The 11,673-nt window shown below is 72.8% G+C and carries 9 protein-coding genes; 5 read left to right on the plus strand and 4 right to left on the minus strand.

The features are described from left to right. Positions 1-94 precede the first annotated feature (94 nt). Both merB and ACI8AD_RS24305 read left to right on the plus strand, forming a co-directional pair. A complete protein-coding gene (gene merB, locus ACI8AD_RS24300; RefSeq protein ID WP_456873099.1) occupies positions 95-538 on the plus strand; it encodes an organomercurial lyase in 444 nt (147 codons plus the stop codon). Positions 539-544: 6 nt separating this feature from the next. Next, a complete protein-coding gene (locus tag ACI8AD_RS24305) occupies positions 545-754 on the plus strand; it encodes a hypothetical protein (protein WP_456873100.1) in 210 nt (69 codons plus the stop codon). A gap of 15 nt (positions 755-769) precedes the next feature. On the opposite strand, the gene ACI8AD_RS24310 is transcribed toward ACI8AD_RS24305, so the two are convergent. From ACI8AD_RS24310 to ACI8AD_RS24320, 3 genes are all read right to left on the minus strand, one after another. Continuing rightward, positions 770-1,696: a glycerophosphodiester phosphodiesterase gene (locus ACI8AD_RS24310; protein ID WP_456873101.1), complete on the minus strand. Its 927-nt coding sequence runs from the start codon at positions 1,694-1,696 to the stop codon at positions 770-772. A 186-nt stretch (positions 1,697-1,882) separates the two neighbouring features. Continuing rightward, positions 1,883-4,414 carry a tetratricopeptide repeat protein gene (locus ACI8AD_RS24315; protein WP_456873102.1) on the minus strand — a complete coding sequence of 844 codons (2,532 nt, stop codon included), beginning with the start codon at positions 4,412-4,414 and terminating at the stop codon, positions 1,883-1,885. After that, positions 4,411-4,785: a hypothetical protein gene (locus ACI8AD_RS24320; protein WP_456873103.1), complete on the minus strand. Its 375-nt coding sequence runs from the start codon at positions 4,783-4,785 to the stop codon at positions 4,411-4,413. The genes ACI8AD_RS24315 and ACI8AD_RS24320 overlap by 4 nt, the downstream gene beginning before the upstream one ends. A 434-nt stretch (positions 4,786-5,219) precedes the next feature. On the opposite strand from ACI8AD_RS24320, the gene ACI8AD_RS24325 reads away from it, so the two are divergent. Both ACI8AD_RS24325 and ACI8AD_RS24330 read left to right on the plus strand, forming a co-directional pair. Beyond that, a complete protein-coding gene (locus ACI8AD_RS24325) occupies positions 5,220-5,597 on the plus strand; it encodes a trypco2 family protein (protein WP_456873104.1) in 378 nt (125 codons plus the stop codon). 27 nt (positions 5,598-5,624) lie between these two features. Further along, positions 5,625-9,710: a trypsin-like peptidase domain-containing protein gene (locus ACI8AD_RS24330; protein ID WP_456873105.1), complete on the plus strand. Its 4,086-nt coding sequence runs from the start codon at positions 5,625-5,627 to the stop codon at positions 9,708-9,710. 366 nt (positions 9,711-10,076) lie between these two features. Here ACI8AD_RS24330 and ACI8AD_RS24335 read toward each other — a convergent pair whose 3' ends face one another. Continuing rightward, entirely contained in the window at positions 10,077-10,595 is a 519-nt protein-coding gene (locus tag ACI8AD_RS24335; RefSeq protein ID WP_456873106.1) for a hemerythrin domain-containing protein, read from the minus strand. A gap of 71 nt (positions 10,596-10,666) precedes the next feature. Between ACI8AD_RS24335 and ACI8AD_RS24340 the strand changes: the two genes are divergently transcribed. Then, positions 10,667-11,638, plus strand: coding sequence for a quinone oxidoreductase family protein (locus ACI8AD_RS24340; protein WP_456873107.1), 972 nt, complete (start codon positions 10,667-10,669; stop codon positions 11,636-11,638). The last annotated feature ends 35 nt before the right edge of the window (positions 11,639-11,673 follow it).

Below are 11,673 nucleotides of genomic sequence, written 5' to 3' on the forward strand. Positions count from 1 at the left end.
CCGGCAGGGACGGGGGCCGGCCGGGGGTGGGGGGGGGGGGGCGGGAGGGGGGGGGGGTGGGGGGGGGGCCCCGGGGGGCCCACACTCCCCCATCGTGGACCCCGCCGACGTCGGCCTGCGCAACGACACCTACCGCGCGTTCGTGGCCCTCGGCCGCGCGCCGTCGGCCGACGAGGTCGCCGCCGCCAGGGGGACGACGGCCGACGAGGTCCTGCAGGGGTGGCGGCGGCTGCACGACGAGCACGCCCTCGTCCTCGACGCCGGCGGGACGCGGATCCGGATGGCCAACCCCTTCTCCGCCGTCCCCACGCCCCACCGGGTCCGGGCCGGCGGCCGCTGGTGGTACGCCAACTGCGCCTGGGACGCCTTCGGGATCTGCGCGGCCCTGCACACCGACGGGCGCATCGAGACGTCCTGCCCCGACTGCGGGGACCCGCTGACGATCGCCGTCGAGGACCAGCGGCCCGACGACCCGTCCCTGCTCTTCCACTGCCTGCTCCCGGCACGGCGCTGGTGGGACGACATCGTCTTCACCTAGAGCACGATGAACCTCTTCCGGTCGGAGGAGCACGTCACCGCCTGGCTCGGCACCCGTCCCCCCGGCGTCACCGTCCCGGTGACCACCCTGAGCGCGCTGGCCCACGCCTGGTGGGGCGACCGGCTCTCCCCCCGCTGGACGCCGCACTCCCGGGAGCACAACCAGGCGGTCCTCGACGGCGTCGGGCTGACCGGCGAGTTCTGGCGACTCGGCTGATCGCCCGGGACGACGTCAGCCCGTGCTCCTCAGTGACGGCGGCCCGCCCCGTCCCAGGAGGTGCATCAGCGAGGCGGCCTCGTCGGTGATGATCGCGTCGACGCCCAGGGACGCGGCGAACTGCATGTCGCGTGGGCGGTTGACCACCCACACGTGCACCTGCAGCCCGGCCCGGTGCACCCGGGCGACGAGCCCGGGGTGCTGGCGCAGCAGCGCCAGGGACGGGCCGACGGCGGTGCCGGCCGGGAGGACCGCCCGCGACCGCGACCGGGGCAGGACCTGGCGGACGAGGTGCACGGTGGGGAGGTCCGGCGCCAGGACCCGGACCCGCCGCAGCGCCGTCGGCGAGAAGCTCATGACCCGCACCGCCGGGCGTCCCGACCACTCGAGCGGACGCCCGCCGGAGAGCAGCCCGAACCTGCGCAGGCTCCTCAGCAGGGCCGCCTCGACCTGACCGGCGTGGCGGGTCGGGTGCTTGGTCTCGATCGCCAGCCGCACCCGCCCGGGCGTGGCCGTCACGTAGTCGAGCAACCGGTCCAGGGTGAGCACCCGGCCGGCGTCCTCGTCGGCCTCGACGTCGTCCTCCTCGACCGCGGGACGCGACCGGCGGCCCCGGATCGCGGCAGCCCGCGGTCGCCGGTGGACCACGCGGTGCTGCTCCAGCTCGGCGAGGTCGAGGGCCGACACCACGCCGCGACCCGTGGACGTCCGGTTGATGCGGCGGTCGTGCACGCACACCAGGACGCCGTCGCGGGTCATCCGGACGTCGCACTCGACGGCGTCCGCGCCGAGGGCCAGCGCCTGCTGGTAGGCGGTGAGGGTGTGCTCGGGGGCCTCCGCGGAGACGCCGCGGTGCGCCACGACCTCGATCTCCGACGGTGCGCGCGGCGGCAGGCCCCCGACGCTCCCGCTGCGGCCCCTGCCGGTCCCCGTACGGGACACGCGATCTCCTCGAACGGTCCCTGGACCGGGCGCGGACGCCGGGTCGTCGTCGTCCGGCGGCAGGACCCGTCCCGCCGCCGCTGGGCCCGCCTCCTACCCGGCGCCTCCCGGGCGACACGTGCGCCGGCCGTCCGGGACCCGGCCAGGCGGCCATGCCACAGCAGACGGCGGCAGTGCGATGCCGGCTCAGGCTCCCTGGTGGGCGGTGACGAGGGCCAGGTTCTCCCGCGCGCAGACCGTGACCGGGTGGTCGGGGCCCGCCGCCTGAGACAGGCCCTCGACCACCTGCTCGAGCAGCTCCCGCGCCGGCCCCCACTCGCCCGTCCCGGCCCGGACGGCAGCGAGGTCGCCCTGGGCCGTCAGGCTGTCGGGGTGGGTCGCACCCAGGGTCCGCGTCAGTCCGTCCACCACCCCCTCGAGCAACCTCCGGGCCTGGCACCACTCCCCCGACTCCGCCAGGACCAGTGCCAGGTTGGCCTCCGCCGTCCGGGTGTCCGGGTGCTTTCTGCCCAGTACCCGCTGCCGTACGGACACCACCTGCTCGAGGAGCCGGCGGGCCTCGGCCCGCTCCCCCAGCACGGTGAGGGCTTCGGCGAGGCCGCCCTGCGCGGTCAGCGTCGCCGGGTGCTCCGGGCCCGACACCCGCATCCGGGCCGCCACCAGCCTCTCCAGGACGCGCCGGGCCTCGTCGAACTCGCCCGCTCCCATCAGGACGAACGCCAGGTTCCCGGAGGTCGTCAGCGCGCTCGGGTGCTCCGGTCCCAGCGCCTGCTCCAGCGCCCGCTCCATGCGGTCCAGCACCCGCCGCGCCGCTGCGAGTCCCGTCAGGTCGGCCAGCGACAGCGCCGTGACCGCCCCGGCGGCGAGGACCAGGGGCTCACCGGAGCCGGACGCACGCAACCTCGCCGGTAGCACGCGCTCCAGAGGCAGCCTCGCCTCTTCCAGGTCGCCCATGTCGGCCAGGTCGCCCAGCGCCGCCAGGTCGGCCCCGCCACCACCCAGCGCGGACGGCCCGGCCGGTCCCGGCTCGGGCAGCACCTGCGCCAGTCCGCCGATCACCCGTTGCAGCACCTCTCGCGCCTCGATCCACCTCCCCAGGTGCCACAGGGTGAGGGAGAGGCTGGCCTGCGCGGTGAGCGTGGCCGGGTGGGCGGGGCCCAGCACGTCCGACCGGGTCGTGGCGACCTGGTCCAGCACCCGGCGCGCCCCGTCGAGGTCCCCCAGGGCGAAGAGGGTCCGCGCCAGGTCGACCTGCGCCGTCAGGGTGTCGGGATGCTCCGACCCCAGCTCCCCGGCCAGGCCTGAGACCGTCCGGTCCAGCACACGGCGAGCGCCGCGGAAGTCCCCGCAGACGTGGAGGTACCGCGCGACCCCTCGTAGGTCCTCGTCGGTGTCAGGGAGTGTGGCCAGCAGGTGTGGCAGCAGCGCCGAGAGGGCCGGCCAGCCCGCCGGGTCCTCCGGATCGACGGGGAGAGCCCGGTGGAGGAGGGTGCGCGCGGCGTGCTCCCACGCCATTCGCTGCTGGTCCGACATCTGGTCACGGACCACGGCCTGGACCAGGCGGTGCACCGACACCGTGCGCCCGTCCCGAGGTGTCCCGGCGTCCGTCCCCCGCACGCTCCGGGAGCCGGCCCCCATCCGCACCAGGGAGTAGCGGTACAGCGTGGCCAGGGCCGTGTCCAGGGCCAGCTCGTCCTCGGTCAGCGGGCCGAGGACTGCGGCGGTCTCCGGTTCCAGTTCTGCTGCGTCGGTGCCGCCGGACAGCAGCAGGGCGAGAGGGACGTCGTCGGGGGCGTAGCAGGCCAGGAGCCGCAGCAGCCCGGCCGGCGTCGGGCCGAGGGCCTCCAGCGCGACGCTCCACGTCCGGGCGATCGGGTACTCGTAGTCGGCCGGATCTCCCCGCCCCAGGAGATCCGGGCGGCGCCGGCGGTACGCCTTCAGGTAGGAGGCCAGGGTGGCGCCCGGGGAGGCCGAGATGTAGGCGCCTGCCTGTTCCAGGCCCAGTGGCAGGTGGCCCAGCTCCTCGGCCAGCTCTGCGGCGCTGGCCTCGTCAGGATCGCCGGTGCGGCTGACGAGGAACGCGGTCGCCGCCGGCGCGTCCAGGTCCGGCACCTCGAGGCGAGGGTACGGGTACCAGCTGGGGTTGCGGCTGGTGACCAGCACGTGCCCGGCCCCGGCCGGCGGGAGGAACTCACGAACGGCGTCCGGGCTCTCGGCGTTGTCGAGGACGATCAGCCACGGGTCCGTGCGCGCGGCCAGCACGGCCTGGGTCACCGCGACCGCGTCCTGGCCCTCCGCGTCGACCTCCAGTTGGGCGGCCAGCAGCGTCCCCAGCTGGGTGGCGACCGTGACGGGCTCGGCCGTCGCCACCCACCACGCCAATCCGTAGTCCTCCGCTATCCAGTGCCGGTGGGCGTACTCGAGCGCCAGGCTCGACTTTCCCACCCCGCCCAGGCCGTGCAGCACCAGCACGGCCGGGCCAGCATGCTCGCTTGCGGTCAGGTCGAGCAGCTCCCGCCGCACCCGGTCCAGGAGCTGCTCGCGCCCCGTCACGCGGTGACGGGGCGGCAGGAAGACCGCGCGTCGAGCGACTGTGTCCCGGTTGACCTGGAAGAGGTTGGTCTGCCGGTTGAAGTTGCCGGCCTGTACCCCCTGTGCCCGCTGGGCGCCCACCCGTGGCGCGCCGACAGCCTCCCCCGGCACCACGTCCTCGGTCACCCGGCGCCGAAGGTGTTGATCTGCTCGTTGCGATCACCGACCTGCACGCCCTGCGCGTGGGGGGCGTCCACCCGGTACTTCCCGGCGGCGCTCCCCGCCGAGTCGGCGAGGGCCAGCACCCTCTCCGCCAGCTCCAGCACCTCGGCGTCGCGGTCAGCGCCGGTCTCGGTCACGTACTTGCGCAGCAACGGCTCGTATGCCTTCGGGTCCTTCTCGTGCTCGGCCAGCGCCTCCTCGGCGGCCGGCCTGCCGGCGAACCGTCGGCGGAGGACCTCCCGCAGCTTCGCGTACGCGTCCCGCACCGCGGAGCCGGCGACGTCCTGCACCCCCGCCCCGACCCCCGCCGCCAACGCTGCCAGAAGCAGACTCACGGGTTCCATCTCGGCCCCTGTCGTCGGACTGTGACCAGTCTGCCACCGAGGGTGCACGGATCGACAGGGCACTAGGGCCATCAGCGGCTGGGGTAACGCCCGCGGCCGGTTGGCATCGTCGCCACATCGGACAGCGGCACGCAGAGTTCAAAGTCCTCCTCGTAGGCGATGACTCGGGTCGCGACGGGACCGCGGCGACCAGGCAGTTGAGCAGTGACATCTGTACGAACCGAGATACATGTTCGCGTCGAACCGTGCCGAGTCGGTGACCAAGCTCGTTTCCACATGAGCGCCTCGACCTGCCCCGGCTCACAGCGAGCCCCGAGGCGGACGCCGAGCGGTGACGATGCGGTGACGGGATCCACCACACAATCCCCATCGCCTGTGGCAGGCTCTCGCCTTCTGTGACAAAGACCACATTGGGGGAGCGGATCATGACGGATGCGGTCGTCGGGTTGTCGGAGTCGATCGAGGCACTGAGGGCTGAGCTGCTGAAGTCGGTGGTCGCCGGGCACGGACAGCAGATGCGGTTTCAGTTGGAGCCGGTCGAGCTGACCCTGGAGGTGGCGGTCACCAAGGATGTCCACGGTCAGATCGGCTGGAAGGTGCTCGAGTTCGGCGCCTCCCGGGAGGGGGTCACGACGCAAACCCTTACCTTGACGCTACGGCCACTGTGGCAACGGCCCGATGGCACGGTCACCGCAGACTTCTCGATCGCCGTTCAAGGCGCCGCCGGGCAACACTTCGGGCCCCGCCGGTCGCCGGAAGTGGCGCCCGAAGCCACGGAGGATTCAGGAGCAGCGGGCGGCTGACCCATGACATCCGCGGGTGACCCTGGTGTGGCCCTCGACCGGGTGGTCGCGGTGGTGGCGACCTTGGCTGATGGACGGGAGCAGGTCGGCTCGGGCTTCCTCGTCAGCGGTCGCGTAGTACTTACCGCGGCCCACTGCACCTATGACAAGGCGACAGGGCAGCAGCCGGACAGGTTGCGGGTCATTCGAGCGGTCGACGGGCAGTCCACGGACAAGCTGAAGGTACTGCCGCATGCGGCGCTGGATGTGGCCGCCCTTCGGCTGGCCAATGCGCCGTGGAAGGCCGATCTGCCCTCGGTGAGCTATGCAAGAGTCGACAGATCCCGGTCTGGGGTGCTGCGGGATTGTGTCTGTATCGGGTATCCCCTGTTCCAGTACGACCCCGGCCTACAGGACCGCCGAACCGCTGAGCTGCACGGCGTCATCTACCAGACGGACGAGGCCGAGACCGGGCGACTCCTTCTTCGCGAGCCGATGCTGACCACCGTTGGCGGACCGACTACTCCTCCCGAGGACGGTCAGCCAACGCCGTGGGGTGGGCTGTCCGGGGCCGTGGTCTTCCATCAGGGACGCGGGCTCGGTGTTGTGGTTGAACACCACCCCCGGCAGGGCACGGCCGCAGTGCAACTGGTGGCGTTCGATCAACTGGCCGGTGCCACCGACGTCGGCGCCCGCGCCGTTGCTGCAGCGGTGTCCCTTCCTTCGAGGGGATCTCTGCCATGGGCGGCTGCTGATCCCGTTGAACCGTTGGCGGCGCTCGTCGACCTAGTCGACGGCGGGGACCTGCCGTGGATGCGAGATCTCAACCCCTATCGGCTCGGCGCGACGGCCTCCGACTACGGCAATCAGGCCACCTTCGGCCAGCGGGACCCCTACGTTCCCCGGACCGCCCGAAAGGTAGACCGGCGGCTGAAGGAGGCGCTCACCCCGGGATCGATGGTGCTTCTGGTTGGGCCGTCTAAGTCGGGCAAGACGCGAACCGCCTTCGAGGCGGCTCAGCGACGCTGGCCAGACGCACACGTCCTCGTTCCCTTGGTGGCACACCTCAGCGGGCTGGCCGCCCATCCTCGGCTCTCGACGACCGATGACTCGATCATCGTGTGGCTCGATGATCTGCAACGATTCTTCACCAGTGCCGATCCACTGACACCCGCCCTACTCGACCGGCTGCGTGGCCGGCCGGGGCCGACAATTGTGCTGGCGACTCTGCGTCAGGAGGCACGGGACCGGCTCCGCGATGCGACGGGCGAGCTGTCCCGGGATACGCGCAGTGTGCTCGAGGCCGCCGCCACCATCGAGTTGACGCATACCTCCGCGGACCCGGTCGAGCAGGCTGCTGCCCAGGCCGCCTATCCCGATGCGGACCTCGGCGGTGTCGGGCTTGCCGAGGAGCTGGCGCACGCGCCGGCGTTGCTGCGGGCCTACGACGACACCGAGGCCGCGGACCCGTTGCAGCATCGAATCGTGCGGGTGGCGATCGACTGGGCCCGGGCCGGCGTGCCTCGCCCGATTCCGGAGCCCGATCTCGTCGAGCTTGCCCAGGACGCGCTCTGGCAGGAACGGCCCGATGTGGAGGTTGAGGACCGGCAAGCCGCCGATGCCGTCAAGAAGGCACGCACGGCGCTGCCCGGTACCGGCCGTGCCGCCCTTCTGCTTACCTACCCGCTGCCTGACCGTATCCGCGGATATCGCCCCTTCAGCTACCTCATCGCCGCCGACGACGGCCAACGCGGTCAAACCCGGCCCGTTCCTCGGGGTTTCTGGCTGCAGGCGCTGCAACGCTGCAGCCCTGATGAGGCCCACGACATCGGCACGGCTGCCTACTACCGGCGCGAAATTGATGCCTCTCTGAAGGCCCTGCACCGTGCCGCCGGAACCGGCGATGCCGAAGCTTTGCGCCAGATCGGCTTCATTCTGGCAAGAGAAGTAGATCCGCCGGACCTGCCAGCTGCCCGGACCGCCTACGAGCAGGCGGCCGAAGCTGGCAACACCACCGCCCTGTACAACCTGGGCAATTTGCTGTCCCAGCTACTGGACCCACCCGAGCTGGACGCTGCCCGCCGGGCCTACGAGCAGGCCGCCGCCGCCGGCAACACGGATGCCCTAAACAACCTGGGCATCCTGCTGGCCGACCGGTGGGATCCGCCGGACCTGCCCGCCGCCCGGACCGCCTACGAGCAGGCCGCCGCCGCCGGCAACACCGGCGCCCTGAACAACCTGGGCATCCTGCTGGCCGACCGGTGGGACCCGCCGGACCTGCCCGCCGCCCGGACCGCCTACGAGCAGGCCGCCGCCGCCGGCAACACCGGCGCCTTGTTCAACCTGGGCATCCTGCTGGCCGACCGGTGTGACCCGCCGGACCTGCCCGCCGCCCGGACCGCCTACGAGCAGGCCGCCGCCGCCGGGCACACCGATGCCCTGTTCAACCTGGGCATCCTGCTGGCCACCCGGTGGGACCCGCCGGACCTACCCGCCGCCCGAACGGCCTACGAGCAGGCCGCCGAAGCCGGGCACACCGGCGCGCTAAACAACCTGGGCAACCTGCTCTCCGACCGGTGGGACCCGCCGGACCTGCCCGCCGCCCGGACCGCCTACGAGCAGGCCGCCGCCGCCGGGCACACCGACGCCCTGTTCAACCTGGGCATCCTGCTGGCCACCCAATGGGACCCGCCGGACCTGCCCGCCGCCCGAACGGCCTACGAGCAGGCCGCCGAAGCCGGGCACACCGGCGCCTTGTACAACCTGGGCATCCTGCTGGCCGACCGGTGGGACCCGCCGGACCTGCCCGCCGCCCGGACCGCCTACGAGCAGGCCGCCGAAGCCGGCAACACCGGCGCCCTGTACAACCTGGGCATCCTGCTCTCCGACCGGTGGGACCCGCCGGACCTGCCCGCCGCCCGGACCGCCTACGAGCAGGCCGCCGAAGCCGGGCACACCGGCGCCCTGCTCAACCTGGGCAACCTGCTCTCCGACCGGTGGGACCCGCCGGACCTGCCCGCCGCCCGAACGGCCTACGAGCAGGCCGCCGCCGCCGGCAACACCGACGCCCTGTACAACCTGGGCATCCTGCTGGCCACCCAATGGGACCCGCCGGACCTGCCCGCCGCCCGGACCGCCTACGAGCAGGCCGCCGCCGCCGGCAACACCGACGCCCTGCTCAACCTGGGCAACCTGCTGGCCACCCGGTGGGACCCGCCGGACCTGCCCGCCGCCCGGACCGCCTACGAGCAGGCCGCCGCCGCCGGGCACACCGACGCCCTGCTCAACCTGGGCAACCTGCTGGCCACCCAATGGGACCCGCCGGACCTGCCCGCCGCCCGGACCGCCTACGAGCAGGCCGCCGAAGCCGGGCACACCGACGCCCTGCTCAATCTCGGCATCCTGCTGGCCGACCGGTGGGACCCGCCGGACCTGCCCGCCGCCCGGACCGCCTACGAGCAGGCCGCCGCCGCCGGCAATGCCAGGGCCCTGAACAACCTGGGCATCCTGCTGGCCGACCGGTGGGACCCGCCGGACCTGCCCGCCGCCCGGACCGCCTACGAGCAGGCCGCCGCCGCCGGCAACACCGACGCCCTGTACAACCTGGGCATCCTGCTGGCCGACCGGTGGGACCCGCCGGACCTGCCCGCCGCCCGGACCGCCTACGAGCAGGCCGCCGAAGCCGGCAACACCGACGCCCTGATCAATCTGGGTTTCGCATACGCGATGGCGGGTGACGCTGTCCAAGCAAGACATGCCTGGGAGGGGGCGGTCGACTCCGGTGAACCTCAGACTCTTGCCGTCGCAGCCGTGAACCTTGCCCCGCTGCTCGTTCTCGACGGCGACCGAACCACTGCCCAACGCCTTCTGCGCCGAGCACATCACGCTGGCTTACAGGAGGCGGCGGAATATGCAGATGCAATTAATGGCGACCCCGCGGTCCGGAGTCGCGCGTGTAATCGACTCGCGGCTATGGCCGATACAGACGCCCTCAACTACAGAGGCCTAGCAGCCTTGCTAGGTGGCGAAATCGCGACGGCCCGTCAACTGTGGACCGACTCGCAGGACGATAATGACGGTGTCGCTCCCCTACTCTTGCGCTTGACGACTGAATGGGAGACTTCCGATCCATAATTGGGACGTCTTGCGATCGGCGGGATCCTAAGTTGGCTATTTGTTGCTTCGGCGTGCAGACGAGGTAGCTGGCCGCCTACTCGAGCCAGCGCGCCAGATGGATGAGCAGTGTCACCTTGCCCGCCTGGGTGCCGCCCGGGGTGAGGACGCACGACGACAACGCGCCGAACAGCATCGGGGTCGACCGAGGGCCGCTCGTGTCGATCCGCCCCAGGGCTGCGCGAGGCCCGCTTGACCGGGCCGGGCAGGCGCCCAGCACCCAGGGTCGTCGTCAGCTGGCACGGGCCGCGACCGGCCAGCGGCATTGGGCCCGCTTGTCAGTCACGGTGCCGGCACCGTGTCGCCCGGCAAACGTGTCCGGCGTGCTCAGACAGACGGGTCGCCCTCCGGCACCTCGGTCGCGACCACCTCGGCCACCTCCGCGTCCTCGCCGGAGAGCCCCTCGGCATGCTCGTGCTCGTCGTGGAAGGCCAGCCAGCGCATCCCGAGGGCCTCGCGCTGCTCGTCGTCGACAGCCTCCTTGAACGGGGGGAAGAAGTCGGTCTCCTCCTCGGCCATGTGGTCGGCGTTGACCTGCCGGGCGGTGCGCACCGCCTCCCACCAGGCCTCGCTGCCGACCTCGTGCTCCCCGACGGCGGCCACGGCGTGCCGGATCTCGTTGTGGTCGTGCACGCCCTCCGCCGTCTCCTCCTCGCCGTCCGCCTCCTGGGCGAGCAGCGGGTAGAACAGCTGCTCCTCGGCGACGGCGTGCACCTCGAGCCTGGCGTGCAGGGCCTCCCAGGCGGCGGCGAGCTCCTCGCCGGACAGCTCCTCGAGCGCCGAGAACTCCCGCCGGAAGACCTCGTGCTCGGCCAGGACGAGGGCGGTGATCTCGAAGTCCGACATGCCGGGCGCCTACCCGTACCGAGCGGGAGGTAGGCGGCCGTCGGCCGGACCCACGCCATAGCCTCGGCGTCATGCGTGCCGTGCAGATCACCGAATTCGGTGGACCCGAGGTCCTCAACGTCGTCGACCTGCCCGATCCCGTCCCCGGCGACGGCCAGCAGCTGTACGAGGTGAGCGCGTCGGGCGTGAACTACGCCGACACCCACCAGACCGAGGACAGCTACCTGGCGCCCCAGCAGCTGCCGCTGGTGCCGGGCGCGGAGTTCGTCGGCCGCCCGGCCGGCGGCGGGGAGCGGGTGGTCGGCCTGGTCGAGGGCGGTGGCTACGCCGAGAAGGTCGTCGGCACCCCGCGGCTGACCTGGCCGGTACCCGACGGCGTGACCGACGAGCAGGCGCTCGCCCTCGTGCTGCAGGGCAGCACCGCCTGGCACCTGCTGCGCACCAGCGCGCACCTGGCCGCCGGGGAGTCGGTCGTGGTGATCGCCGGGGCCGGCGGGGTCGGCTCGCTCGCCGTCCAGCTCGCCAAGCGGTGGGGCGCCGGCCGGGTGATCGCCACCGCGTCCAGCCCGGAGAAGCGGGCGCTGACCGAGGAGCTCGGCGCCGACGCCTCCGTCGACCCCGCCCTGGCCGACGACGACCCGAAGGCGTTCACCGCCGCGCTGCGCGAGGCCAACGGGGGCCGGCGGGTCGACGTCGTCCTGGAGATGACCGGGGGCAACGTCTTCGACGGCGCGTTCTCCGCGCTGGCGCCCTTCGGCCGGATCGTGTTCTACGGCATGGCCGGCCGGCGCCCGCCCAAGCCGGTGCAGCCGCCGTCGCTCATGGGCACCAGCCGCGCCGTCGTCGGCTTCTGGCTGGCGCACTGCTTCAGCCGCCCGGCCATGCTCGACGCCGCGATGGGCGACATGCTGCCGCTGGTCGCCGACGGCGCCCTGAAGCCGGTCGGCGGCGGGCGCTACCCGCTGACCGCCGTCCGCGAGGCGCACCAGGACCTGCTCGCCCGCCGCACCACCGGCAAGCTCGTCCTCGACCCCACCCGCTGAGGCGCTCCCCCGCGGAGGGAGGGCGCGCCCTCCCT

Source organism: Geodermatophilus sp. SYSU D00766, from assembly GCF_054049915.1.

Coding starts and splice junctions, on each gene's coding strand:
- ACI8AD_RS24305 (WP_456873100.1), top strand. CDS start 545: ATGAACCTCTTCCGGTCGGAGGAGCACGTCACCGCCTGGCTCGGCACC.
- ACI8AD_RS24325 (WP_456873104.1), top strand. CDS start 5,220: ATGACGGATGCGGTCGTCGGGTTGTCGGAGTCGATCGAGGCACTGAGG.
- ACI8AD_RS24335 (WP_456873106.1), bottom strand. CDS start 10,595: ATGTCGGACTTCGAGATCACCGCCCTCGTCCTGGCCGAGCACGAGGTC.
- ACI8AD_RS24340 (WP_456873107.1), top strand. CDS start 10,667: ATGCGTGCCGTGCAGATCACCGAATTCGGTGGACCCGAGGTCCTCAAC.